The sequence below is a fragment of the Rhodococcus erythropolis R138 genome (assembly GCF_000696675.2).
Lineage (GTDB): Bacteria > Actinomycetota > Actinomycetes > Mycobacteriales > Mycobacteriaceae > Rhodococcus_F > Rhodococcus_F erythropolis.
Genome location: NZ_CP007255.1, coordinates 3,381,169 through 3,407,106, shown reverse-complemented (window position 1 = coordinate 3,407,106; position 25,938 = coordinate 3,381,169). Strand labels below are relative to the sequence as shown.

Sequence of the window (25,938 nt, the reverse complement as noted above, 5' to 3'; positions counted from 1 at the left end):
GTATCATTCCAGACGTGACGAAGGCCATGACCCGAGCGGAACGAAAAAAAGCGGAATTGCGCCGCGAGATCATCGACGCATCATTCGAGTGCTTCGCGGAACGCGGCTACCACGCGACCGGAATTGCCGATATCGCAACAACTCTCGGAATCGGTCATGGCACGTTCTACCGATACTTCGAGAACAAGCGCGACATCATCGACCACGTCATCGACGATCTGATCGCAAAGATCATCAGCGCACTCGCCGTCGAAAATGCCCCTGACGCAGCAAATACGTTGGACGAGTACCGCGCCCAGGTCGGTCGCATCGCCGAAGCGCTCCCCCGCATCTTCTTCGACGACCCGCGCATTCCGCGGGTTCTGCTCTTCGAGACGACAGGCGTCGACGCCGATCTCACTGGCCGGATGCTCGATCTACTCGACCAGTCGGCATCGTTGACCGCGGCGTACCTGCATCACGGAGTCGAATGCGGCTATCTACGCGCCGACCTCGACGTCGACAACACTGCGCAGGCCGTCAACGGCATGATGCTGGCAAGTGCGATTCAAGGATTGCGAGCCGATTCGTCCGTCGACTGCACCACGCTGAACCAAGCCATCAGCCGCCTCATGTTCGACGGAATCCGCGCCGAGAACGCCTAGCGAACGACGATTCCCTCGGCACGCATCGCATCCTTGACCTCCGGGATGCTCAGATCGCCGAAGTGGAAGACACTCGCTGCGAGAACTGCGTCTGCGCCCGCTTCGACTGCCGGGGCAAAGTGCTCGACCAGGCCGGCACCGCCACTGGCGATCACCGGTACGTGGACTGCTGCCCGGACAGCGCGGATCATCAGAAGGTCGAAGCCCGCTTTGGTGCCGTCGGCGTCCATCGAGTTGAGCAGGATCTCCCCCACTCCCAACTCGGCACCACGCTCGGCCCACTCGACAGCGTCGATGCCCGTGCCGCGCTTGCCCCCGTGCGTGGTGACCTCCCACCCCGACGGTGTGTCCGGCTGCCCCTGCGGAACGGTGCGGGCGTCGACCGAGAGGACGATGCACTGCGAGCCGAAGCGCTCACTCAGTTCCTTGAGCAGTTCCGGGCGCGCAATCGCCGCGGTGTTGACGCTGACCTTGTCGGCACCGGCACGCAGCAGACGATCGACATCCGCGACCGTGCGCACTCCACCGCCGACGGTCAGAGGAATGAAAACCTGCTCGGCAGTACGACTTACGACGTCGAGCATCGTGCCACGATCCGACGTGGAGGCGGTGACGTCCAGGAAGGTCAGTTCGTCGGCGCCCTGAGCGTCGTACGCTGCCGCGAGTTCCACGGGATCTCCGGCGTCGCGAAGATTCTCGAAGTTGACACCCTTGACCACTCGTCCGGCGTCGACGTCGAGGCACGGAATCACACGAACTGCGAGGGTCATGACTGTGGTCCTCCTGAGGACGAAGCGCGCGGATCACCGAGCGCGTTGAGGATATCGAGAATCTCACCGTGGATGCCCGGGGCGGCAGCGAGCACCGACTCCGATTCTACGGTCCACGGGTTGCCGGCCAGATCGGTGACCACCCCGCCCGCACCGCGAACGAGAGCGACCCCGGCCGCGTTGTCCCACGCGTTGCGGCCGTAGACGATCGCTCCGCCCAGGATGCCGGCCGCCGTGAAAGCGAGATCGACTCCGGTGGAGCCGTGTATCCGGATCCGCGAGGACACCTTGCTGATCTCGGCGAGGAGGTCGAGACGGAAACTGCCGGGGATCCGGCCGCGACTGTTGACGTTGAGGGCACCCAATCCGACGATCGACGACGCCAGATCGGTTGGCTCCAGCGGCGGTACGGCGATTCCGTTGACCAACAACGGACCGCCGGCACGAGTGGCGTACGTGTGACCGATCAACGGAAGCCAGGTCAATCCGAGTACCGGGACACCATCGTCGAGAAGCGCCAACAGTGTTCCGGCAGTGGGCAATCCGGCCGAGTAGTTGAAAGTACCGTCGACGGGGTCGAGAACCCAGACGAGCCCCGAACCGACGTCTGGGCCGCCGAATTCCTCGCCGTGCACCTCGATGCCGGTCTGCTCGAACAACTCCGCGGTCAACCGCTTCTCGAGCGCAAGATCGACCTCGGTGGCAAAATCACCCCAGCCCTTGCGGACCGCACTCGGGGCGCCGACACCGGCGACGAACTGATCGTGGACGCCATCGAGAAGCCGACCCGCAATCGCGAGAAGTTCGTCGAGGTCACGCGTCGGAGTCATCTGGAAAATCTATCCGGAAACTGCTGCCAGCGCTTCGGGGAGAGTGAAGCGACCGGCATACAGCGCCTTGCCCACGATCGCGCCCTCGACACCCTGATCAACCAGGCTGGAAATGGCGAGCAGATCCTCGATGGTCGACACACCACCGGAGGCGACGACGTGAGCGTCGGTGACAGCGCAGACCTGACTGAGAAGTTCGAGGTTGGGACCGGTGAGTGTGCCGTCTTTGGAGACGTCGGTGACGACGTAACGGGTGCAGCCGTCGCGATCGAGACGGGCCAGGGTCTCCCACAGATCGCCGCCGTCGGTGACCCAGCCGCGCCCACGGGTGCGGTACTGGCCGTCGACCAGACGAACGTCGAGTCCGACGGCGATCTTGTCGCCGTACTTGGCCAATGCACGGGCACACCACTCGGGATCTTCGATAGCGGCGGTTCCGAGATTGACGCGGGCACAGCCTGTGGCCAGTGCAGCTTCCAGGGAAGCGTCGTCGCGGATTCCTCCGGAGAGTTCCACCTTGACCGTCAGGTCGCCGATGACGCCTGCCAGCAGTTCGCTGTTGGACCCACGCCCGAAAGCGGCGTCGAGGTCGACAAGATGCACCCATTCGGCACCGTCGTTCTGCCACGCAAGAGCAGCGTCGCGGGGCGACCCGTAACCGGTCTCACTTCCCGCCTCTCCTTGCACGAGGCGAACAGCTTCACCGTTGACAACATCTACAGCAGGCAAAAGGACCAGGCTCACGTGCGGTAACCCTAGTAGGTCAGGACCTCGAACCGTCTTCCGGGTCACCGAACGCTTTTCGGGTCATCCGCTTGGATACGACGCCCATTGCCGCGATCGCAGCAACGACCCCCACGAGACCGATCGCGAGACCGACACCCGGCGAGGGTTTGAGCACGACGATGACGACGGTGGCGACCGCCAACGCAGCCACAGCGGCGCCGAGCGAGAACAACGCCAGACGAGCGAGGGAAAAGTCGTCGCCGCGGTTCGGGCCGGAACTCCCGGTCACAAACTCTGCACCCAGTTGCTCAGCAACTCGGCGCCTGCGTCGCCGGATTTCTCCGGGTGGAACTGCGTTGCCGACAACGCACCGTTCTCGACGGCAGCGAGGAACTTTCCGCCGTGATCTGCCCACGTCAGCTTCGGAGGTGCGATGTGCTCGGACGGCGCGAGTTCCCAACTCTGCACACCGTACGAGTGAACGAAGTAGAAGCGGGTGTCGGCGTCGATACCCTTGAACAGCGTGCTCGACTCCGGAGCCTCCACGGTGTTCCAGCCCATGTGCGGCAAAACCTCTGCTTGCAGCCTCTCGACGGTGCCAGGCCATTCGCCGCAGCCCTCCGCCTCGACACCGAATTCGACTCCGCGGTCGAACAGAATCTGCATGCCGACGCAGATACCCAACACCGGTCGGCCACCGGCCAAGCGTCTACCGATGATTCGGTCACCCTGGACTGCGCGCAGACCTTCCATGCAGGCCGCGAACGCACCGACGCCGGGCACCACCAGACCGTCCGCCGCTAATGCAACCTTCATATCGTTGGTCACCTCCACCTGCGCCCCGGTGCGCGCCAGTGCGCGAGTAGCGGAATGCAGGTTGCCGGAGCCGTAATCGAGTACAGCAATCGTGGAAGCGCTCATGCCCCAACTCTATCGGGCAACCCTGTTGCCGATCACTTTGCCGCCTGCGGCCAGTGCCGGGAGTAGAGCGACAACGACCGCGGAGACCGCGAAGACCCACGCATAGCCGGCAGTCGTGGCCACGAATCCCAACGCCAGTGCACCGATTCCGGTGCCGGCGTCGTAGCCGATGTTCCAGATCGCGCTGGCGGATCCGAGTTGCCTCGGGCCGGCAGCCTGAAACGCCATGACCAAGGATTCGTTCTGCACCGCCCCGAACCCGAGCCCGAAAAGGACCGCCGCGCAGAACAAGACCGGCGTCGACCCGCCGTCGACGTTGATCGCGAACAGCACCAATCCGATGGTCGACGACGCCAATGCCGGCGCGAGTGTCCGACCACTGCCGAGACGATCGGCGATCAGGCCCGCCGAGTACCGGCCGATCAACATCGATCCACTGGCGGTCGCCAACACCACACCTGCAACGGCCGCGCGCTCCGAGATTGCGATCGGCAGTAGAGACGACAGCCCGCCGAACGACGCGGACACACACGCCAGAGCGAGCACCGGGACCAAGACGACGAACACACTCAACCGGGCGGATTCGCCGGTGGGCTGGGCGAAGATCTTCGGCAACCCGGCAATGGCCACCAGCGCGAGTGCCGGGATCAGCGCACCGAGAACGAACACCGGTGTTGCCGACCACCGTTCCATGATCGCAAGCCCCAGCGGAAGCCCCGCCATTTGTGACGCTGCGATCGCGATTCCCTGAGCGCCGGTGGCACGGCCCAGAATTCGTTTGGGCGCCAACTCCGCCACGAGCGCACTGCCGGCAACAGTCAGCATGCCGAAACCGATTCCTCGCACCGCGGAAACCGCCAGGACGGGGCCGGCGTCGGCCGAGATCAACAGCACCAACGACGGTGGACCGAGGAGCAGACATCCGACCGCCAGCACGCGCCGGTATCCCTGCGTCCGCAACAACCGAGGCACGAGCAGTTGCGTCACGACTGTGGCCGCCATGAAGACACCGGTCACCGATCCGGCGAGCGCATCCGATCCGCCGGAATGCGCAACCAGCAACGGCACCACCGGCAAGAGCAACGACCAGCCACCGAAAGCTGCCGCCGCCATGATCAGGACACCGATCATGCCCGGAGTGCGAAGCAACCCCGGCGATGGAGCAGGATCTCGCGTCACAGACGCAGTCACTTTTCGCGTCACAGACGCAGTGCGCCCGCTACCGCCGCCAGAACCGCCAACGCCAGAAGGATTCCCGACGCAAGCTTGTTGACCTTGAACATCGAGTAGGCGCCGCCCACGGCAATACCCGCGCCGATGAACAGCAAGTAGGTGAAGAGGACGCTCACAGTGTGCCCTTCGTCGACGGCACGCCACTCACGCGCGGATCCGGCTCGACCGCCTCACGCAGAGCGCGCGCAACGGCCTTGTACTCGGCTTCGGTGATGTGATGCTGATCGCGGCCGTACAGAACCCGAACGTGCAGTGCGATACGTGCATTCAATGCGATCGACTCGAACACGTGGCGGTTGATCACCGCGTGATACGGAACACCCGGGTACCCGCCGATGACGGAATGCACCATGTAGTCGGGCTCACCGGTGTGCACGCAGTACGGGCGACCGGAGACATCGACCGACGCGTGTGCCAACGTTTCGTCCATCGGGATGAAAGCGTCGCCGAAACGACGGATGCCCTTCTTGTCGCCGAGAGCCTGGCCGAGCGCCTGGCCGAAAACGATCGCGGTGTCCTCGACGGTGTGGTGGGCGTCGATCTCGACGTCACCCTTCGCCTTGACGTCCAGATCGAAGCTGGCGTGCGTACCCAAGGCATTGAGCATGTGGTCGAAGAACGGAACGCCGGTGGAGACGTCGACGATGCCGGTCCCGTCCAGATTCAGTTCGACGACGATGCTTGATTCCCGAGTTGTTCGTTCGATCCGCGCGATGCGATCGCTCATGCCGTCTCTCCTGAATTCGTGTCGACCAGCTGGGTGCCTGCGATTTCGTCACTGGCCTTGATGAACGCGTCGTTCTCGGCTTCGAGTCCCACGGTGGCCCGCAGATATCCGGGGATGCCGATGTCGCGGATGAGAACCCCGCGGTCGAGGTATTCCTTCCACGCCTGTGCGCTGTCGGTGAACTGACCGAACAAGATGAAGTTCGCGTCACTGGGAATCACTCGGAAACCGGTGTCCGCCAGTGCCTTCGACACCCGATCACGCTCGGCGGACAAGGCGTGGACACTGCCGAGGGTCTCGTCGGCGTGACGCAGTGCGGCACGTGCCGCCGCTTGCGTGACCACCGAGAGGTGATACGGCAAGCGCACCAACAACAGTGCGTCGATGAACGCGGGAGCGGCGGCGAGGTAGCCGAGTCGGCCACCGGCAAACGCGAAAGCCTTGCTCATGGTGCGGGTCACAACCAGCTTGGCCGGGAACTCGTCGATCAGCGTCATCGCGCTGGGGGCAGCGGAGAACTCCGCGTACGCCTCGTCGACGATCACGATGCCCGGCGCCACGTCGAGGATGCGTCGTAGTTCCGCAATACCGACGCTGTGTCCGGTCGGGTTGTTGGGACTGGTCACGAACACGACGTCCGGTCGACGTTCCTCGATCACTGTGACGGCAGCATCCACGTCGAGTGCGAAGTCGTCCCGACGGAAGACCTCGACCCACTCGGTATCGGTACCGTCGGCGATGATCGGGTGCATCGAGTACGAGGGCACAAAACCCATCGCGCTACGTCCCGGACCTGCGAAGGCCTGCAACAGCTGCTGCAGAATCTCATTCGATCCGTTTGCCGCCCACAGATTGTCGACGGTGACCGGTACACCCGTCTGCTTCGACAGGTACGCCGCCAGATCCGTCCGCAACGCGACAGCGTCACGGTCGGGGTAGCGGTGCAGTTCCTTCGCGGCTTCGCGCACGGATTCGGCGACATCGTCGATGAGCGCCTGCGTCGGCGGATGCGGGTTCTCGTTCGTGTTGAGCTGAACCGGCACCGTCAACTGCGGTGCGCCGTATGCCGACTTTCCACGCAGGTTCTCGCGAATCGGAAGGGCGTCGACCGTAATCGATTCTCCAGGAGCACTACTCATCGCAGAGCCTCGAATCGCAGACGCACAGCCTCGCCGTGAGCGGGCAGGTCCTCCGCGTTGGCGAGCGTGATGACGTGTCCGGCAACGTCTTTCAGAGCCGACTCGGAGTAGTCGATCACGTGGATCCCACGCAAGAAGGTCTGCACGCTCAGACCGGAGGAGTGACGTGCACACCCGGCCGTCGGCAGAACGTGGTTGGAGCCTGCGCAGTAGTCGCCGAGGCTGACCGGCGCCCATGGGCCGACGAACACGGCACCAGCGCTGGTGACCTGAGCTGCGACACCGGTTGCGTCCTCGGTCTGAATCTCGAGGTGCTCGGCCGCATAAGCGTTGACGACGCGCAGACCAGCGGAAACATCAGAAACCAGCACCGTGCCCGACTGGCTGCCGGTCAGTGCCGTGGTGACGCGTTCGCGGTGCTTGGTGATCTCGAGCTGCGCAGCCAGAGCCTTGTCGACCGCGTCGGCCAATTCGACGCTGGTCGTGACAAGAACGCTGGCGGCCATCACGTCGTGCTCGGCCTGACTGATGAGGTCGGCAGCAACGTGGACCGGGTCAGCGGTGTGGTCGGCGAGGATCGCGATCTCGGTGGGACCGGCTTCTGCGTCGATGCCGACCAGTCCGCGGCACAGACGCTTGGCCGCAGTGACGTAGATGTTGCCGGGACCGGTGATGAGGTCGACCGGGACAAGCTCGGTTCCATCGGTGTCGGTTCCGCCGTAGGTAAGGAGGGCGACGCCCTGCCCGCCGCCGACGGCCCACACCTCGTCGACGCCGAGCATGGCTGCGGCGGCAAGAATGGTCGGGTGCGGCAATCCGCCGAAGTCGGCTTGGGGCGGCGAGGCGACAACAAGCGACCCGACGCCGGCCGTCTGAGCCGGCACGACGTTCATGACAACGCTCGACGGGTACACGGCATTGCCGCCGGGTACGTACAGCCCGACGCGCTCGACCGGCACCCAACGCTCGGTGACCGTGCCACCCGGAACGACCTCGGTGACGGTGTCCTTGCGACGCTGATCGGCGTGCACCTTGCGGGTGCGCTCGATCGCAACCTCGAGGGCTTCCTTGACTGCGGGGTCGAGTTCACGAAGTGCGCGCTCGAGCTCGGCTGCGGGTACACGAACCGAAGCCGGACGAACGCCGTCGAACTTCTCGCCGAACTCGAGGGCGGCTTCTGCCCCGCGATCACGAACAGCTTCGACCATCGGGCGAACCTGATGCAGCACCGCGTCCACATCCACTCCACCTCGGGGAAGCGCGGCGCGAAGTTCGGCCGTGGATGGGGTACGACCACGCAGGTCGGTGCGGGCAAGCATGAGAGTTCCTCTCGTACGCAAACGGGGTGCCTGTGCAAGCGGCAGCAAACCGGTCCGGCATTACAGGCCTGAACAACGCGCCTGAAACACAGAACTGATGTCAATTATCCAGGATAGGCGCACCCCATTTTTCACCGGTCCACCTGCGACGCTCACTGCAGGTCCGGCGCCCGCCGCCGGGCGAGTTCGATCAGCTCGTCCCTTCGGTCGGTCGCCACCGAGATTTCGCGTCCGTCGTGCAGACGAAAGCGGACCCCGGCGCCGGGTGACGCGAGAATTACCCGCATACCTGGGCCGGTCATTCGATAACCGATTCCGGAGCCCATCCCGATATGTACTGCAGTTGCAGACACAACTTCGTCCCACCGAAATACCTGACGCAGCCCCGGAGACAGCGCGATCGACACTCGTTCGACGTCTGTGGTGATGATCACGCGCACCTTCCACATGTACGCGGCCAACCCGAAGGACAGGACCGCGGACAACACGGCGCCGACGTAGCCCGCCGGGTCGTGTTCCACGATCGCCGCGAACCCGCAGACAATCACCAGGACAATTCCGAGGATGACGCACAATGCGGCCGTCGAACGCCGCAGAAGTGGGCTCAACGAAATGGACTCGTGAACTTCGTGCACAGCACCCCCGCCTCGATCGCCGACAACCCCCGCACCGCGGAACGGCACCGGGAACACGACCATCCCATTACTCGCGCTTTTATAACAAACACGTCACGCACAGCTAGGGTCCAAAGTCGTGACAGACAGTGACGTGGCCACGACCGCACCTCCGGCCTTGCCGACCCCTCAGCGATCCAGCGGACCGAACCGAGCACGGATCGTTGCGATTGTCGCATCGATCCTCGGCATAGTTTTGTGCGGATCAGTGCCGTTCCTGCCGATCGAGCAGGACACAGCCGTCGTCAACTGGCCGCAGGCCGGGTCGACGAAAAGCGTCGAGGCGCCATTGGTCTCGTACACACCGCTGCGCATGGAGGCATCGATCCCGTGCGCGTCGATCAGCGAGTTGGCCGCCACCGGCGGAACACTCGTCTCGACGGCTCCCCCGGGTGCCGCCGATGCGCGCCGCTACGGATTTGTTGCCACTGTCTCCCCCGAATCCGCCGACGCTCCCGCTCAGGTCGACGTTGTCCTGCGCGATCAAGTGCTGCTCTCGACACCCGTTGCTGATCTACAAACTGGATGCGCACTCACGCTCGCCGCCGAGCCGACCCGAACCACCTTCAGCGCCACCGGTTCCGAACCGCGCGTCATCGAGGGCGACAGCCGACCACAGGTAGTCGGCGTCTTCAGCGACCTCGATTCGGCATCAGCCGGTTTGAACGTCTCGATCGAGGCGGACTCTCGCTTCACGTCGAGCCCGTCGGTGATCAAGACTCTCGCCATGATTCTCGGGGCACTCACGGCTGTCGTGTCCCTCTTCGCGCTGCACCGCCTCGACAACCGCGACGGCCGGGGCACACGCAAATTTCTGCCCGCCCGATGGTGGAAGTTCACCGTCCTCGACGGTGTCGTCGTCGGAACTCTGGTGCTCTGGCACTTCATCGGCGCTACCACCACCGATGACGGCTACCAGTTCACGATGGCCAGGGCCTCCGAGCAATCGGGCTACATGTCCAACTATTTCCGGTGGTTCGCGGTCCCCGAGACCCCGTTCGGAACGCCGTACTACAACATCCTCGGACTCCTGGCGCACGTCAGCACTGCAAGCCCCTGGGTTCGTCTGCCTGCTCTGTTGGCAGGCATCATCACCTGGCTCGTCATCAGCCGCGAGGTCGCGCCTCGACTGGGAGCCGCAATTCGCGGAAACCGGCTCGCCCTGTGGACCGGCGCGCTTGTCTTCCTCGCGTTCTGGCTTCCGTTCAACAACGGACTGCGCCCCGAACCGATCGTTGCTCTCGGCGTCCTGCTGACGTGGTGCTCGATCGAACGCGCAGTCGCGACGAGACGACTTCTGCCGGTCGCAGTCGCGATTCTGATCGCCGGATTCACCTTGACCGCCGGGCCTTCCGGCCTCATCTGCTTCGCCGCACTGATCGCCGGAATCCGCCCGATCATGCGCATCATCATCGAACGTGCCCGCACCACCGGTTACATCGCGGCCGTCGGGCCACTGCTAGCTGCCGGACTGTCGATCCTCATCCCCGCGTTCGGCGATCAGAGCCTCGCCGCCGTCATCGAGATGCAACGCGTCCACTCGATCTCACCGAACCAGCCCTGGTTCGACGAGTACCTCCGCTACCAATACCTCTTCAACATCTCCGTCGACGGTTCTCTGACTCGCAGATTCGGTGTGTTCGTCATGGTTCTGTGCCTTGGCGTCTGCACCGCGATGATGCTGCGCAAGGGCGGCCGGATTCCCGGCTTGGCCGCCGGTCCGTCACGCCGCGTCGTGGGGCTGACGATCGGCGCACTGCCACTGCTGATGTTCTCGCCGACCAAGTGGACGCACCACTTCGGAATCTTTGCCGGACTCACCGCCGTTCTGGCGATGATGACGGCGGTCGCCGTGGGTACAAAACTCCTGCGCTCGCCGCGCAATCGGGCCCTCTTCGCGGCAGCCGTACTGTTTCTCCTGGCTGTCGCATTCACCGGCAGCAACAGCTATTACTACGTGTCCAGCTACAGCGTTCCGTGGTGGGACAAGCCGGTGTCCATCAGCGGACTCGGCGCGAGCACCGTCCTCCTCGGGCTGACGGTGCTGATGCTCGGCGTCGCCGCGTGGTACTTCTTCCGTGAGCCGTACACCGCCGGGAAGGAACCGTCCGCGAAGCACGCTCGACTGCTTGCCATCTCGCCACTGACGATTGCCGCAGGTGCCATGGTCCTCTTCGAGGTGCTGTCCATGGCCAAGGGCGCGATCACCCAATACCCGGCCTATTCGGTGGGCCGTGCAAACGTCGACGCCGTTCTCGGCCAACACTGCGGACTCGCCAACGACGTTCTGCTCGAGACCGATCCGAACGCCTCGATGCTGACGCCCCTCTCGGGCAGCGTCGCCACAGCACTCTCCGCCGGTGGGGCTACGGGATTCGATCCGAATGGCGTCGCCTCCGACCTTCGAGCAGACAAGGAAGCCACGGCTACCGGCGGCGCGAACACCGTCGACACCTCCGAGGACACCGCCGGTAACTCGGCCGGAACCGGCGGAGGCGCCGGACAGACCGGGGTCAACGGCAGTTCGGTCGCGTTACCGTTCGGTCTCGACCCGGCGACAACACCCGTCATGGGTAGTTACGGTCAGCCCTCCCCCGGCACGCTGACCAGCGACTGGTACCAACTCCCCGACGTGGGCGAGAACGCCACACGCGGCGATATCATCTCGATTGCAACCGCTGGTCGTGTTCGGTCGGTCGACAAGGACGGAATCGTCACCTACGGCCAGAACGTCGAGGTCGAATACGGAACAGCGCGTGGCGTCGACGATGCCGAAACAGACGCGGTGGAAACACTCGGAAAGATCGCGCCTCTCGACATCGGTCCGGCACCCTCATGGCGGAACCTGCGTGTGCCGCTGGACCAGATTCCCGTCGAAGCCAACAGCATTCGACTTGTCGTCAGCGACTACGACAGCAAGCCCGACCAATGGGTGGCCGTCACCCCGCCGCGGGTTCCGAAGACCCAGAAGCTCAACGACGTCGTCGGTTCACAGGCGCCCGTCATGCTGGATTGGGCTGTCGGACTGGCATTCCCGTGCCAACGCCCCTTCGATCATCGGGTCGGTATCGCCGAGGTCCCCGAGTATCGGATCCTTCCCGACCATTCCGGCGCGCTCGTGACCAGCGCCTGGCAGGACCACTACGGCGGTGGACCGTTGGGGTGGATCGATCTGCTCCTGACCGCTCAGACCATTCCGTCGTACCTCGACAACGACTGGGCTCGCGACTGGGGTTCGATCGAGAAGTACACACCGATCGATCCGAGTGCAGTGCCTGCCCAGGTCGACGAAGCGACCGTTCAGCGCTCCGGGACGTGGAATCCGGGATCGATGACCATGGTTTTCTGAGCGGAATTTCTGAGCGGCTGGGTCACTGAGTGACACGGTCCAGTCGCGGGCGGATCGGACGAAACGCCTGCGACTGGACACTTGTATGACTTAGTCTCCCAGGCATGGGAGCCCTGTCACGGTCTATTACGCCTGCACTCATGGCACTGACGTGCCTGCTCGGGGCGCTCGCCTTTCCCACTCGCGCCTCGGCGGAGGTACCGGATGACTTCCTCTGGGGCGTTGCCACCTCCGGATTCCAATCAGAAGGTTCGTCACCGGACAGCAACTGGTCTCGATACTCCGATTCCGGACGAACCCACGACAAAATCGGTGATTCGGTCAACTTCCGGCGTCGCTACGCCGAGGACATCGACCGGGCGGCCGATCTGGGATCGAAGGTTTTCCGATTCGGCGTCGAGTGGGCGCGAGTTCAGCCCGCCGCCGGGAGCTGGAACGAGGCCGAATTCGCGTACTACGACGACGTGGTGGCTCACATCCGCGCGCGGGGCATGACTCCGATGATCACGCTCGACCACTGGGTGTATCCGGGATGGGTTGTCGATCAAGGCGGCTGGACAAATCCGAAGACGGAAGCCGATTGGCTGGTCAACGCAGAGAAGGTAGTCGAGCGGTACTCCGGAATCGGGGCGCTGTGGATCACGATCAACGAGCCGACTGTGTATGTTCAGCGTGAATTGACCTACGGCGGAATCGCACTCACCCAGGCACCGTCGATGTTCGATTCATTGGTCCGAGTCCACCGGGCGATCTACGACCGCATCCATGTTCTCGATCCCGGTGCCCGCGTGAGCAGTAATTTCTCCTTCATTCCCGGCGTGTCCGAGGCGATCGATTCGGTATTCACGGATCGGGTGCGCGACAAGCTCGACTTTCTCGGGATCGACTACTACTACGGTGTGGCCCTGAACAATCCGACTGCCGCGTACGCCGCACTCGACGAGTTCTACAACGTCACACCACAACCCGAAGGCCTCTACGACGCATTGATGCGGTACTCGGACAAGTATCCGGAGCTCCCCCTCTACATCGTCGAGAACGGCATGCCCACCGACAATGGAGCGCCGCGCACCGACGGTTACACACGCGCGAATCACTTACGCGATCACATCTATTGGATGGAACGCGCCCGAGAAGACGGTGCCGACGTGATCGGCTACAACTACTGGTCCATCACCGACAACTACGAATGGGGTTCGTACCGACCTCGATTCGGCCTCTACACGGTCGATGTTCTCGGCGATCCCACTGCGGCGCGAATCCCGACCGACGGCGTCGACGCCTACCGCCGGATCATTCACGAGAACGGCGTCGGGGCCGACTACGTGCCCGTCATGGCCCCGGCTTTCTGCTCGCTCGTCGATCCTCCCCGCAGCTGTACGGCTACTCGATGACGGCCGTTTTCCGAAATTCCTCCACACCTCGTCGTTAGGATGTCCCATGCGAACACTGCGAAATATCGCCGGAACTGCCGCTGCCACGGCTGCCCTGATCCTGGTTGCCGGAGGCGCTGCGACAGCAGCCCCCAACCCGGCCGATTCACCCCGCGAGGCGCAAGCACGCGCCTACATCGACGCCCTGGTCTCCCATGACGTTTCCGATGTTCATTTCGCCCCGGATGCGACGCGCGTCGAAGCCGGACTCAAGACGGGGTTCTCCGGACCACAGATGTCCGCCGACCTCGAAAACGGTATCCAATACCGCGTTATCCAGGGCGTACGAGACCTCGAGATGTCGGAAGCCGGGGACATCGTCTCGACCACCTATCTGCTCGACGCGGGAATCGGTGGCACTCGCCTCATGACCGTGGAGATTCGTGAAACCTTCGAAGTCCGTGACGGTCTCATCCACGACGTCGTCGCCGACATCATCCCGGTGTCTGTGTCGTGACGCGCGCCCGATAGCTACTGGGCGGTGCACCCGAGACTCGGGTGCACATCGCTGCGAAGGCAGCCGGCGTCGAGTATCCGAGTTCAGCCGCAACGGCTGTCACACTGGCACCGGCAGAGAGTTTCGGGAGCGCGTGAAGAATGCAGGCACGCTGCATCCACGACGACGCGCTCATCCCCGTTTCCGAGATCAGCAAGCGGTGCAGTGTTCGTTCACTGATGTGGAGTTGCTCGGCCCACCGCGTGGGCGAGTCGTGGATCGACGGGCCGGCGAGATACCGCGTGCACAACGCCCGCAATCCCGGGTGCCGAGGCAGCGGGAGTTCCACAGGTAGGGGCGCAAGATCGCGAAGTTCGTGCAGGATCAGCTGAAATACCGCGGCGCCGCGTCCGTGCGCGGGGAAGTCGTCCTCCACGTTCAGCTCGACATCCATTTCGACTGCAGCGACGAGCAGCTCACGCAGGAGCGACGACACCGCGACGACTCGGCACCTGACCGGGAACCACGGCGCTGCGGACGGTTCGATGTAGAGGCTTCGCGTGCTGACGCCGTCCATTGTCACGGCATGAGCGACACCGGCGGGAATCATGACCGCATTGGACGGCAGAACCGTCCACTCACCGTCATCGGTTTCGACGTTCATCGCACCGTTCACAGCGAAGAGAAACTGGGCTCGTCGATGTTCGTGGGCGGCCAGCACGTGACCTGGTGGGTAGTCGGTTCCGATTGCGAGAACACCGCGAGGTGAGTGATCGACGTCGTTGATCGAGATGTTGCGCACCGGAGGAACCTACCGAGTCCGTGTCTGATTGACAATGGAACATGGCGAACCTTCGAATGTGCGCCAGCGGAGAAATCGCTACCGTTCATCAAGTGCTTCACTACGCCCTCATCCTTCTCGCTTTCGGCGCCTTGACCGGAGTCACTACCGTTCTGTTCGGATTCGGTGGCGGGTTTGTCACCGTCCCAGTCGTTTACGCTGCATCCACACTTCGGGCGGACGTCACCGATCCGATGCATGTCGCCGTCGCATCCTCGGCGGCAGTGATGGTGGTCAATTCACTCAGTGCCACAATCGCATTCAGGAAATCAGGACGGCTTCGGGCGGAGTACATCAGACCACTGATGGGCCCCGTCGCAGCCGGAGCAGGCCTCGGAGCGGTTGCGGCAGGTCACGTCGACGACGGCGCCGTTCGGATTCTGTTCGTCCTCTACCTCGTGGTCACAATCCTCGACAGCCTTCTGCGACAAGGGTTTCTGACACCACCTGAACCTCGAGAACATCTTGACCGTCACGGCGTCCGCGCTGTCGGGATAGGCATCGGCGCCGTCGCAAGTTTCCTCGGAGTCGGCGGGAGCGTCATGACGGTTCCGATGATGCGTCGCGGCGGAGTTCCGATGGCCGACGCCGCCGCGAGCGCCAACCCGTTGAGCTTGCCTGTCGCCGTCGTCGCGACTGCGGTGTACGCGGCCTCATCAGGGCACAGCACCGCCTCGGATCTGTCAGCGGGCAGAGTCGGCGCAATCGACCTTCTCGCCGTTTGCGCGTTACTGGCCGGCTCTCTACCTGCGATTGCACTGAGCCGGCGAATTGTCGGCGCCATCCCGGACCGGATCCATGCCGCCGCCTACATCGCTCTACTCGCAGTAGTCACGGCGGTGATGATCGCGGCTTAGCGGACGGCGTACCGCAGATAGATGACGCCGCCGTCGAAGGTTTTCTCTTCGAGCAGCTGCAGGTCCAGTCGCCCGCGCGGAAGGGCAGGCAATCCGCCTCCTACGCTGACCGGGCAGACGAACAGTCGGCATTCGTCGACCAGCCCCGCCGCGAATGCACTTGCAGCGATCGTCGGCCCGCCGATCGAGATATCTTGTACCGCTTCGCTCTCGAGCGCACGAACGGCGTCGGCGTCGAAGTCCCGGGAAATCGTTGTGCGCGCCGTCGACACCTCGTTCAGCGTCGTGGAGTACACGATTTTATCGATGCCACCCCAGATCTGAGCGAACTCGACTGTCGCCGCCTCGATTCCGGCAAACTCGTCCGGCACCGAAGAACCTACCGATGCGGAAGTACCTTGAAGGTCCTCGTGTGCCGTTGTCTCCCAGGGAATCATCGTCTCCCAGGGAATCATCGTCTCGTACATCCGGCGCCCGAGCAGGTACGTGCCGACTCCCCTCTCGAGCTCGTTGACGAACGAATGGACCTGCGCGTCGGGAACCGCCCAGTCGAAGTTCCCCTGCTCATCAGCCACATACCCGTCGATCGAGCAGATCGCCGAGTAGATCAGGCTCACCATCGGTCCACGTGCAGCACGTTGTCGACCGGTTCACGGGCGGCGGGTTTGAACGTCTCGCCGGTGAAGTACGCCGTCGGGATAAGCGCCGCCTGATGGAATCCGGCCGGAATACCCAGCAGCTCGGCAACTTCCGCTTCACGCTGCAGGTGCAATGTCGTCCACGCCGTACCGAGTCCACGTGCCCGTGCGGCCAGAGCGTAACTCCACGCGGCCGGGAGTAGAGAACCCCACAGACCGGCCTGGTTCCCCTCCGGCAACGTCTTACCCGCCTTGATGCACGGAATGAGAAGAACCGGCACCTCGCCCATGTGCTCACCGAGCCACGCGACGCTGGTGCCTACTCGCTGTTGGATCGGCGCGCGATCGGGATCATCGGCGAAGAGTTTTGCCGCCGAACCGTGAGAAGCAAGGTACTCGTCGGTGACTTCCTTGTAGATCTGCCCGACTGCTGCACGCAGTGCCGGATCGGTCACCACCATCCACTGCCACCCCTGGCGATTCGAACCGGAGGGCGCCTGCAGGGCGATCTGGAGGCATTCCTTCACCAGGTCCAACGGCACGGGACGGGTCAGATCCAGACGCTTTCGAACCGTCCGCGTTGTGGTCAGTAATTCGTCGGGTGTCAGGTCGAGTACGGGATACGACGTCATCTCCCGATCATTGCACTGTCGCGAGCAGTGAGCAGGACAGTCCGTCTACACTTTTCTGATCCCGTGCGTGCTGGTTGTCGGGAGTATTCCCCGATCAAAGGACTTTCGACATGAGTTGGCACGTCTGGTTGGCGTTCTTCGGAGCAAGTTGGGTGATCAGCCTGTCACCGGGGGCCGGCGCCATTGCGTCGATGTCGTCAGGGCTTGCCTACGGCTTGCGGCGCGGATACTGGAACATCTTCGGGCTGCAGTTGGGATTGCTGCTGCAGATCGGAATTGTCGCGGCCGGGGTCGGTGCAATTCTCGCCAGTTCGACCGTGGCCTTTTCCTTGATCAAGTGGTTCGGTGTGGCATACCTCGTCTACCTGGGAATCAGGCAGTGGCGATCGGCGCCCACCGAGGTGGAGACCGACGAGGCAACCGCGAGCAGTTCCGGCCCGATGATGATGCTTCGCGGTTTTCTCGTGAACGCGAGCAACCCGAAGGCTGTCGTTTTCATGCTCGCAGTGCTCCCACAATTCCTGGACCCGTCGGCACCGCTGCTTCCGCAGTATCTGATCATCGCCGCCACGATGTGCGCAGTCGACGTGATCGTGATGACCGGATACACCGGGCTGGCCGCACGAGTGCTCACCCTGATGCGATCCCCCAAACAGCAGCGAACCACCAATCGAGTGTTCGCCGGCCTGTTCTTCGGAGCCGCCGGCTTCCTCTCGAGCATCGGGCGTGCAGCAGCTTGATCGGTCACACGGCTTGATCGGTCACAGGCCTGCAATCAAGTTGACGACGGACGCCACGATCACCGAACCGAAGAGGTACGACAGCAATGCGTGGCCGAGCGCCATCGCGCGCATGTCCGACGACTTCAAGTTGGTGTCGGAAATCGCGAAGCTCATCCCGACCGTGTAGGCCACGTAGGCGAAATCGCTGTACCGCGGCGGTTCTTCCTGATTGAAATCGATTCCGCCGTCGGGGCCCGAGTAGTACAGCCGCGCATAGCCGAGGGCGAACAGCGTGTGGACCGCCAGCCACGAGATCACGACGCTGCCTACTGCAACCGATGCCGCCACGACTTGGTAGTGATGTCCGTCGGGTGCCGCCAAGAGCAGGAACGCGATACCGACCAGGCTCGCGACGGCAGCGCCGAGAATCAGCAGGTGTGCGACGTTGCGAGCCGGTTCTTCCCGCGTTGCGTGGCTCGCGGTGAGCGTCGCATCGAAGGGCCAGACCAGAATCCACGTCCAGACCGTGAACACCATCGCCGCGACATCCCAGCCGATCAGGAAGGCGAACCGGGGGTAGCCGACCAACGCCGTGACGACGCCTGCAGCGACACCGAGCACCAGACCTGTCGACACTCTCAGCGCTGGCCCGGCACCCAGCTCACTCCGCGGAACCGGGTTGATCGGCAGGTCGTGCGATCGATCGTTCACGGGCTCAGTCAACCACCGTTCGCAGTGAGACGGTGGTTACGCCGCAAGGTAATCGAGAAGCAGGTGTCTCAGGCGTTGCACGCACCGGCCAATGGCTTTCCGTTGAATCTGTCCAGCACGTACTGCAATCCGACACCGAAGTCCGCTACGGCCGGCGCGAGGTGATTGTTACCGCTCCCCGGATTCACTGCAGGCAGGGTGTCGGTGAACAACGTCGCCTCGGCCCCGCGCGCGCACCAGTCCTGAACCAGGCGCCGGGTTTGCTCGTACGGGATGAAATCGTCGTTGAGCGCTCCGTTGACCAGAATCGGCGAGGCCGGGGTTCGCCGCCCGATGCGTTGTTCCTCGATCACCTGCTGGATCTCCGGTACCGATTCCACCACGTCGGCAAGTGGCCGGCCGTCCGTGGTCCACGACGCCGTCGACTGCTTCCCGTACTTGGTTCGGGAATCGATGAGGCATTGCCCGGCGACGTCGGCGAGCACGGACCGGCCGTATTCGTTGAGTCGAGATTCGATCGGCTCTCGGGCGGCGGGATATCGGTCGAGGACGCCGTTGATCGTGTAGCCGATCGCGGCCATCAGGCCGGTACCGTCGATATGACGCAGAACGCTTGCCAGGTCTGCCGGGGGCGCGCTCGCGTAACTCCCGGCCAGATTCAACTCAGGCGCGTATTCGGGTGCCAGTTCGGTTGCAGCGGCAGTGGCGCCGCCGCCCTGCGAATGGCCCCACAGCGCTATCGGATCGTCCTCTCCTGTGTTCGCCAAGGCTCGGGCAGCGCGTGCACCGTCCAACATCGCATGGGCTTCCTCGGCGCGATTGACGTAGGTATGGATGCCGGGTGTTCCGAGTCCGATGTAGTCGGTGACAAACACGCGAACGCCATGGGCTAGGAATGCGAAAGCAAATGCTGACTCGTAGTTGACACCGAAACTGTCCACACCGGCACCGTAGTTCGACGGATTCCTGGGTTCCGCCAGGCGGAGTTGACCGGCAGTGGGGAACATCCTCGACGGCGCGCACTGATCACCTTGGCCCTGCGTGCCCGGACCGATCACGACCGTCGGGCGCGGGCCCGCGCCTGACCACGGGGCAGCCGGCTCCAGGTATGAGCCCGACACAGCAACATTGGATCCGTGGGTGTCGGTACTCGAATACAGGATCCGGGTCCCCACACCAGGCACTCCGCCGACGGCACCGGCCAGCGGCAGCGGTTCCGTCCGAATCACCGAGCCCGGATCACCGACGTCGCCCGGAATCGCGTCGTAGAAATCGTTCACAGGTTCGGCGTTCGATATCGGTGTGAACAGTAGCGAGGTCGACAACAGCGCCGATACCGCAACGGCCGAAATCTTCAGTGCCGCGAGGACAACCTTCCGGGTGCTCATGGAAATCCAACGTATAGGCCTCAGTCGACGCGCGGACCGGTTTCGATCTGCGGGACTTCAATCGATCGATACCAACTGCTACGCGAGCGGGCCATGCCACTGGCCCCCCGATCCCCTGGTTTCACGGCCAGGACCTGATGAATCGTAAGCCTGTGCGGCTCCTCGAAACCCAGGGCACTGGCAGCGAGATACAGCAACCAGGTACGCACGCGGGGAGCACCGACCTGTAGGACCGATGCGTCCCAGTTCTCGCGAAGGTTCTGTACCCACGCGCGCAGCGTCAAGGCGTAATGCTCGCGCAACGCCTCGCTGTCACGCGTCTCGAAACCTGAAAGTTCGAGCGCATCAATGGTTTTGCTCAGCGGAAGGATCTCACCGTCCGGGAAGATGTACCTGTCGATGAAACTGCGTCCGTCATCGACGTTGTCCGACAAAGACTTCACCGCCGCGATGGCGTGATTGAGCAGACGACCCTGTGGCACGAGCAGGTCGAAGAGTTTTGCCGTGTACCTCGGCAAATTGGCCAGGCCCACATGCTCGGACATGCCGATGCTCGAAATCGCGTCGTACGGGCCGTCGTCGACGTCGCGATAGTCCTGCACCCGAATCTCGATACGATCGGCCAAACCCGCGTCGGCAACTCGTCCCTTGGCGTACTCGACCTGCTCGTTGCTCAGTGACACTCCGACGACGTCGACGCCGTAGTTCTGGGCAGCGTGCAGTGCCATCGATCCCCAGCCACAACCGACGTCGAGCAGTCGCATTCCCGGCTTCAGATCGAGCTTGCGGCAAATCAGATCCAGCTTCGCGTACTGAGCAGCTTCGAGGGATTCGACCCCTTCCGGCCAGTACCCGCACGAATAGACCATGCTCGGCCCGAGAAACATTTCGTAGAAGCGGTTCCCGACGTCGTAGTGATGGGAGACCGTGGCCGAATCGCGTGATTTACTGTGCCGCTTGCCTCGCTTACGACGCATCTCGATCGACGGAGGCGATGGCGGCGGACCCACCGCCCCCAAGCCGGCGAAAGTACCGGCGGCGCGCACCAGTGAGCGCAACGGCAACGCCGACAAACGATTCTCACCGAGCCGCGTGACCAGATCCGGGACATCGAGGAGCGCAAAGATATCGCCGTCTACGTCCAGATCGCCGGACACGTATGCCCTCGCCAGTCCCAATTCGTTGGGAGAGTACAGGACTCGGCGTAGGGCACGCCGATTCCGGAAATGTACCCGCGCAGCGGCGTCCGGCGGACCTGCCTCCGAACCGTCCCAACATCGCACGCGAACCGGAAGCGGAATCCCGATCACTTCCTCGAAAACCGTCAAAATTTTGGTCGCGGCACCAGTCACAGATCAACCCCTCCGACAAAAGATGGTTAGCCGATGACAGAAAACTTACGCCCGATTCGCGAATCTTTCGCGCCATTTGTCCGAGTTTTGGGCAGTGTTCATCGCAGTTTCGGTATTCATCGAGGTTTCGGTATTCATAGCGGTGTCAGGGCTCCACCAGCCCGGCGAGGAATTCCACCAGCAGTCTCTTAGTCACCTCACGTGGCAGCGATTCCACTGCCGCGAGGACGGCCGCCATGTCCAAGGGAGAATCAGCAGAACCCCGAGGATCCAGCCCCGCCGACCTCAAAGCTGCCGCGACAGCGTCACTGGGCAACGCAAGAACATCGGCGACGGTGACATCGCCACGTTCGAATGCTCCGGCCAACTCTGCCAGTGCCGGCGGCGCCTCGGCTGCCGCCAAGCCGCGAACGTCGTCGGCACCGAGGACGAGCGCATTGGTCAACTCGCCGAGCACAGACTCCGTCACCGGGGTGACGGTGAGGTGGGTTGTTCGAGGCAATACAGTTCCGTCAGGCTGCGTCGACGCCGGCTGCCCTTGAAGGACGAAGCCGCGGGCACCGACAGCGCTGACCCAGCGATGCGGATCGACTCGACGTTCGAGGGGCACCGAACCATCGGCGGCGACCGCGAACAGCGGCCCCACCGGCGAGCCCACGACGCGAAGCCCGTCGATGCCCTGGACCGTGTCGATCAGCGCACGGGTGGCCCGCCGCGCACGGGACACCAGTTCGGCGTACCCGGATTGCCCGAGAACTTGCGAAATCGCCCACGCTCCGGCCAGTGCAGCAACGGATTTGGAACCGAGAAGCGTGGGATTGACCACCGGATACCCCGGCCAGTCCGTGAGCCCGAAATACTGCTTGCGATGCAGGTCACGCCCACGGTGCAGCAAGACCGAGACGCCCTTGGGTGAGTATCCGTACTTGTGGAAGTCGACCGACATGCTGGTGACACCGGGCACCTGGAAATCCCAGGGCGGCAGATCACCCCACCACGGCAACGCAAGCCCGCCGATGCAGGCGTCGACATGTAGTGGAATCGAATGTGCACGAGCAACTTCCGCGACGTCGGCGATCGGGTCGAGCGCCGCGAACGGGTAGTTGGGCGCCGAGACGACGATCAGAACCGTGTCCTTCCGAACTGCCGTCGCAATATCTTGTGCGCCCACGCGCCCCGACGTGGAATCTACGGGTACCAGGACGAGTTCCAGTCCGAGTAGGTGCGCTGCCTTGTGGAAAGCGGCGTGCGCGGTGGTCGGAAGAACCAGCGAACCCTCACCCGGCGGGAGCCCGCGGAAGTCGCGAGCTGCCTTGACGGCCAACACACAACTCTCCGTTCCGCCGCTGGTGACATTTCCGACGACTACGCCTCCGGCGCCTGTGTCTGTGTCTGTATCTGCGGCTGGGTCTGAAGCTCCATGGAGGAACTCGCGAGCGAACGCAACCAACTCACGCTCCATCACCGCCGTGGACGGGAACACCGTCGGGTCGAGACCGTTGACCGGCTGAACCAATCGAGCTGCGTCCGCTGCCAACTCGTCGAGGGCTGCGAGACCGCTGTCGTACACGTACGACAGAACCCGGCCTCCGTGCGTCGGGGCGTCCTGCTCACGAAGCGAACGCAGCCGAGTCAAGATGTCGGCCGCCCTCTTCTCGAGGTTTGTGCTCTCGACGAACTTGCCCTGAAGTTCCTCGGCCTGAGTGGAACTCATCGTTCACCTACGTTCTCGTGAGTGGATTCTTGTTCGGTGCGGTAATTCCGCAGTACGACCAGGCTGATCGCAACCAGGATCGCCGGGACGACCGAGAAGCCAAGGGCTATTCCGGTCAGCGCTGATTCCGGTTGCACGACAGTCTCGCCCGCAGTTTTCGAAACGAAGCCGGTCACCGCGAGTACACCCAAGAACACCGCGGGCCCCAGGGCAAGGCCTGCGGTTTCCGAGGCTGTCCAGATGCCACTGAGCGAACCACCACGTTGGCGTCCACCGATTCGCGCGTCGTCCTCGATGACGTCAGGAAGCATCGCCAACGGGAAAACCTGCATGCCGGCATATCCGACGCCGGCAAGGGCGACGGCACCGTAGATCCACGAACCGGCGTTGACAGCCGCAAGGGTCAACAACGCCGTCGCGACGACAAACAGAACCGAGGACACGACGTAGCCGCGAAGCTTTCCGTACCGATGCGAGAACCGGTACCACAGCGGCATGACGACGAGAGCTGGTCCGACGAGTGCAACGAACAGACCGGTGAGCGCCCCTTCGCTGCCCATCACATAGGTCGCCAGATATTGCGCACCCGCCAACATCACAGCGGTGGCAAGTGCTTGGAGCACGAAGACGATGACCAGCAATCGGAACGCGCGGGTACGTCGTATCGCGTCGAACCCGTCCCGGTACTGCGAGAGCAACGATCCGACCGGCGCGTCCGCGTGAGTCACCGTGTGGCGCGCCGCTCCGCGAACTGCCCAGATCATTGCCCCACACATCAGCGCCGACACCCCGATCGCCATGACCAGATAACCGCGTGCTCCGCCCCCGGCAGCGTCGCGAAGTTCCGGTCCACCAGCGCCGATGACCAGAATTGTCAGGGCCAACACCGCAATTCGAACCGATACCAAACGAGTGCGTTCGTGGTAATCGCCGGTCAACTCGGTCGGCAACGCGATGTACGGCACCTGAAAGAGGCTGTAGGCACTGGCCGCGAGCAGGAAGAAGACGAGCACCCACAACGCCCCGACTCCGGGGCCCGCAGACACGGGGGCTGAGAACGTGAGAATGAAGAGCAACGGCAGTCCCAGAGCGCCTGCGAGCATGAGTGGCACTCGCGTACCAGTTCGATGAGAGCTTCGATCGCTGATCGACCCGATCAGCGGATCGATCAGAACGTCGGCGATTTTCGGGACAATGACCACAAGCGACGCGAGCGCCGCGGCCACGCCGAGCGTATCGGTCAGGTAGTACGCCAGTACCAGACCTGGAAGCACACCGAATCCACCCGTGCCGACACTTCCCGCTGCGTATCCGGCCACCACGCCGCGCGAAAGCCTGTCAGGCGATCTACCTTCACGAAGACGTACCGGTTTGTCTGTAGTCACCGTCCACACACTAATGTCACGACTCCGTACCGCGAGGGCAAAAGAATCTCGATGACCAGAAGTCGCTCACTCGGACGGGCCGGGCATGCCAGACTGTGAACCGATTCGTACACGAACGAAAGCCTGAAGACGATGGTTGGTCCACTGACAGAGATCTGGCCTCCGTACGGAGTCACGATCACGTGTGGGCCCGTCACCTTGGTCCCTGTGCGCGACGACCATTTCCCCGAACTCGCTGCGCTGGTCCGAGCCGGCATTCACCCTGCCGAACAGATGCCGTTTCTCGTCCCCTGGACGGTGGGCACTCCCACCGAAGTGTCGCGAAGATTCATCCAATACCACTGGTCGGTCCGCGGAGCGATGACCACGGCCGACTGGAAATTCGAAACAGCCATTGTCGTCGACGGAGAAATTGTCGGCTGCCAGGCGTTCGCCGCGACGGACTTTCCCAAAAGTCGTACCGGTGAAACCGGCTCGTGGATCGGGCGCGGGTTCCAAGGCCGGGGCATCGGCACTCTTGCCCGACAGGCAATCTGCGCATTCGCATTCGACTCTTTGGGCGCACGCAGCGTCGTGTCGTCGGCGTTCACGGACAACCCCGCCTCGATCACGGTGTCGACCAAAGTCGGGTACCGCACCGACGGCACAGTAGAGGAGTTGGCTGCCGACGGCCGAATGACCGTGCGTCGACTCTTCACCCTCAGCCGCGAAGATTTTGTCGCACCGCCGTACCCCGTCGAAGTGACCGGCGCAGACGCGCTCAGGGCGATGCTCGGCATCGACTGAGCGAGCTACACGTGCACAGCGGCAACCGGTAGAACAGACACATGGAACCCTCCGACATGATGGCCGCAGTCACCTCGTCCATGCGCGACCGTACCGGACGCACACTCGAAGAATGGGTTGAGGCTGTGCGGACGTCGGGGGTCGACCCGCTCGATCAGAACGAAGTCCGCAAGTGGCTGAAAGCAGAGCACGGTGTACCGCAGAACTCGCAGTGGGCAATTGCATTCGAGACTGCCAAACAGTCGGGATGGGTGGAGCCGACCGTCGAGCAATACATCGACCAGCAGTACAGCGGCCCGAAGGCAGCACTGCGACCCATCTTCGATGCAGCCCGACGTCTGATCGAAGAGCTCGGAACCGATGTTCGAGTCGAAGGCCGCGGAACATACACGCCCTTTGTTCGCGCTCGCCAATTTGCTGCCATCGCAGCGGCCACCAAAGCCCGAGTCGACCTCGGACTACGTTTTGTCGAGGCCCCCGGTTCCGAACTTCTGGTGCCGGCCAAAGCTCCCGGGCAGTCGACTCACAAGATCGGGCTCACCAGCACCGAGGACGTGAACGACGAAGTCGGATCGCTGATAGCCATCGCGTATCTACAGAACGGCCGGTAGGACACTAACTCGCCGCCACGCAACCACTCACCGGCACGCTGCACGAAAGTCCCTGTTCTCCTTGTCGGAGAACAGGGACTTTCTTCACCGCGGGGGAAGG

General features: G+C 63.3%; 27 protein-coding genes. 8 read left to right on the top strand and 19 right to left on the bottom strand.

Going from position 1 to position 25,938, the window contains the following annotated elements:
- Positions 1-26: 26 nt before the first annotated feature.
- Positions 27-644, top strand: coding sequence for a TetR/AcrR family transcriptional regulator (locus H351_RS15900; RefSeq protein ID WP_029255504.1), 618 nt, complete (start codon positions 27-29; stop codon positions 642-644).
- Here H351_RS15900 and hisF read toward each other — a convergent pair.
- The 11 genes from hisF to H351_RS15850 form a co-directional block, all read right to left on the bottom strand.
- Complete coding sequence (gene hisF, locus H351_RS15895; RefSeq protein ID WP_003942380.1) at positions 641-1,414, bottom strand: imidazole glycerol phosphate synthase subunit HisF; 774 nt, start codon at positions 1,412-1,414, stop codon at positions 641-643. The two genes, H351_RS15900 and hisF, sit on opposite strands and share 4 nt — an antisense overlap.
- Positions 1,411-2,244: an inositol monophosphatase family protein gene (locus tag H351_RS15890; protein WP_021333657.1), complete on the bottom strand. Its 834-nt coding sequence runs from the start codon at positions 2,242-2,244 to the stop codon at positions 1,411-1,413. The genes hisF and H351_RS15890 overlap by 4 nt, the downstream gene beginning before the upstream one ends.
- A 9-nt stretch (positions 2,245-2,253) precedes the next feature.
- Positions 2,254-2,988, bottom strand: coding sequence for a bifunctional 1-(5-phosphoribosyl)-5-((5-phosphoribosylamino)methylideneamino)imidazole-4-carboxamide isomerase/phosphoribosylanthranilate isomerase PriA (gene priA / locus H351_RS15885; protein WP_003942371.1), 735 nt, complete (start codon positions 2,986-2,988; stop codon positions 2,254-2,256).
- A 19-nt stretch (positions 2,989-3,007) separates the two neighbouring features.
- A complete protein-coding gene (locus H351_RS15880; RefSeq protein ID WP_019748773.1) occupies positions 3,008-3,259 on the bottom strand; it encodes a hypothetical protein in 252 nt (83 codons plus the stop codon).
- A complete protein-coding gene (gene hisH, locus H351_RS15875) occupies positions 3,256-3,891 on the bottom strand; it encodes an imidazole glycerol phosphate synthase subunit HisH (RefSeq protein WP_003942389.1) in 636 nt (211 codons plus the stop codon). Before hisH ends, H351_RS15880 begins: the two co-directional genes overlap by 4 nt.
- Positions 3,892-3,900: 9 nt before the next feature.
- On the bottom strand, positions 3,901-5,022 hold the full coding sequence (locus H351_RS15870) for an MFS transporter (protein WP_037119544.1): 1,122 nt from the start codon (positions 5,020-5,022) through the stop codon (positions 3,901-3,903).
- 68 nt (positions 5,023-5,090) lie between these two features.
- Positions 5,091-5,240, bottom strand: coding sequence for a hypothetical protein (locus H351_RS32295; RefSeq protein WP_007732248.1), 150 nt, complete (start codon positions 5,238-5,240; stop codon positions 5,091-5,093).
- Positions 5,237-5,851 carry an imidazoleglycerol-phosphate dehydratase HisB gene (hisB, locus tag H351_RS15865; RefSeq protein WP_003942383.1) on the bottom strand — a complete coding sequence of 205 codons (615 nt, stop codon included), beginning with the start codon at positions 5,849-5,851 and terminating at the stop codon, positions 5,237-5,239. Before hisB ends, H351_RS32295 begins: the two co-directional genes overlap by 4 nt.
- Positions 5,848-6,990: a histidinol-phosphate transaminase gene (locus H351_RS15860; RefSeq protein ID WP_019748776.1), complete on the bottom strand. Its 1,143-nt coding sequence runs from the start codon at positions 6,988-6,990 to the stop codon at positions 5,848-5,850. The genes hisB and H351_RS15860 overlap by 4 nt, the downstream gene beginning before the upstream one ends.
- Positions 6,987-8,309, bottom strand: a complete 1,323-nt coding sequence (hisD, locus tag H351_RS15855) for a histidinol dehydrogenase (protein WP_020908000.1) — start codon at positions 8,307-8,309, stop codon at positions 6,987-6,989. The genes H351_RS15860 and hisD overlap by 4 nt, the downstream gene beginning before the upstream one ends.
- A 152-nt stretch (positions 8,310-8,461) precedes the next feature.
- Entirely contained in the window at positions 8,462-9,007 is a 546-nt protein-coding gene (locus H351_RS15850) for a hypothetical protein (RefSeq protein ID WP_029255506.1), read from the bottom strand.
- A 55-nt stretch (positions 9,008-9,062) separates the two neighbouring features.
- Between H351_RS15850 and H351_RS15845 the strand changes: the two genes are divergently transcribed.
- The 3 genes from H351_RS15845 to H351_RS15835 all read left to right on the top strand — a co-directional run bounded on the left by H351_RS15845 (position 9,063) and on the right by H351_RS15835 (position 14,222).
- Positions 9,063-12,332, top strand: coding sequence for an arabinosyltransferase domain-containing protein (locus tag H351_RS15845; RefSeq protein ID WP_420876461.1), 3,270 nt, complete (start codon positions 9,063-9,065; stop codon positions 12,330-12,332).
- 140 nt (positions 12,333-12,472) lie between these two features.
- Entirely contained in the window at positions 12,473-13,726 is a 1,254-nt protein-coding gene (locus H351_RS15840) for a glycoside hydrolase family 1 protein (protein ID WP_029255508.1), read from the top strand.
- A gap of 46 nt (positions 13,727-13,772) precedes the next feature.
- On the top strand, positions 13,773-14,222 hold the full coding sequence (locus H351_RS15835) for a DUF8021 domain-containing protein (protein ID WP_003942394.1): 450 nt from the start codon (positions 13,773-13,775) through the stop codon (positions 14,220-14,222).
- On the opposite strand, the gene H351_RS15830 is transcribed toward H351_RS15835, so the two are convergent.
- Positions 14,200-15,003: an AraC family transcriptional regulator gene (locus H351_RS15830; protein ID WP_029255509.1), complete on the bottom strand. Its 804-nt coding sequence runs from the start codon at positions 15,001-15,003 to the stop codon at positions 14,200-14,202. The two genes, H351_RS15835 and H351_RS15830, sit on opposite strands and share 23 nt — an antisense overlap.
- Positions 15,004-15,095: 92 nt before the next feature.
- On the opposite strand from H351_RS15830, the gene H351_RS15825 reads away from it, so the two are divergent.
- Complete coding sequence (locus H351_RS15825) at positions 15,096-15,899, top strand: sulfite exporter TauE/SafE family protein (protein ID WP_037120385.1); 804 nt, start codon at positions 15,096-15,098, stop codon at positions 15,897-15,899.
- On the opposite strand, the gene H351_RS15820 is transcribed toward H351_RS15825, so the two are convergent.
- Positions 15,896-16,519 carry a dihydrofolate reductase family protein gene (locus H351_RS15820; RefSeq protein WP_029255511.1) on the bottom strand — a complete coding sequence of 208 codons (624 nt, stop codon included), beginning with the start codon at positions 16,517-16,519 and terminating at the stop codon, positions 15,896-15,898. The genes H351_RS15825 and H351_RS15820 overlap by 4 nt on opposite strands.
- Positions 16,513-17,169 (bottom strand): nitroreductase family protein, encoded by a 657-nt coding sequence (locus H351_RS15815; protein WP_003942413.1) that lies wholly within the window; start codon positions 17,167-17,169, stop codon positions 16,513-16,515. The genes H351_RS15820 and H351_RS15815 overlap by 7 nt, the downstream gene beginning before the upstream one ends.
- Before the next feature lie 110 nt (positions 17,170-17,279).
- Between H351_RS15815 and H351_RS15810 the strand changes: the two genes are divergently transcribed.
- Positions 17,280-17,909: a LysE family transporter gene (locus tag H351_RS15810; protein ID WP_020908008.1), complete on the top strand. Its 630-nt coding sequence runs from the start codon at positions 17,280-17,282 to the stop codon at positions 17,907-17,909.
- A gap of 21 nt (positions 17,910-17,930) precedes the next feature.
- Here the strand turns inward: H351_RS15810 and H351_RS15805 are convergent, their stop codons facing one another.
- From H351_RS15805 to H351_RS15785, 5 genes are all read right to left on the bottom strand, one after another.
- Entirely contained in the window at positions 17,931-18,602 is a 672-nt protein-coding gene (locus tag H351_RS15805) for a DUF1345 domain-containing protein (RefSeq protein WP_020908009.1), read from the bottom strand.
- Positions 18,603-18,670: 68 nt separating this feature from the next.
- Positions 18,671-19,990, bottom strand: coding sequence for a lipase family protein (locus H351_RS15800; protein WP_029255512.1), 1,320 nt, complete (start codon positions 19,988-19,990; stop codon positions 18,671-18,673).
- A gap of 20 nt (positions 19,991-20,010) precedes the next feature.
- A complete protein-coding gene (locus H351_RS15795; RefSeq protein WP_029255513.1) occupies positions 20,011-21,342 on the bottom strand; it encodes an SAM-dependent methyltransferase in 1,332 nt (443 codons plus the stop codon).
- A 145-nt stretch (positions 21,343-21,487) separates the two neighbouring features.
- Positions 21,488-23,056, bottom strand: a complete 1,569-nt coding sequence (locus H351_RS15790; protein WP_029255514.1) for a pyridoxal phosphate-dependent decarboxylase family protein — start codon at positions 23,054-23,056, stop codon at positions 21,488-21,490.
- Positions 23,053-24,450, bottom strand: a complete 1,398-nt coding sequence (locus H351_RS15785) for an MFS transporter (protein WP_020969800.1) — start codon at positions 24,448-24,450, stop codon at positions 23,053-23,055. Before H351_RS15785 ends, H351_RS15790 begins: the two co-directional genes overlap by 4 nt.
- Positions 24,451-24,573: 123 nt before the next feature.
- Here H351_RS15785 and H351_RS15780 point away from each other — a divergent pair, with 123 nt between their 5' ends.
- The gene (locus H351_RS15780; RefSeq protein WP_029255515.1) at positions 24,574-25,227 is read left to right on the top strand and encodes a GNAT family N-acetyltransferase; all 654 of its coding nucleotides are present in this window, start codon (positions 24,574-24,576) and stop codon (positions 25,225-25,227) included.
- A 41-nt stretch (positions 25,228-25,268) separates the two neighbouring features.
- Positions 25,269-25,838, top strand: a complete 570-nt coding sequence (locus H351_RS15775) for a DUF5655 domain-containing protein (RefSeq protein WP_019748792.1) — start codon at positions 25,269-25,271, stop codon at positions 25,836-25,838.
- Positions 25,839-25,938: the final 100 nt, after the last annotated feature.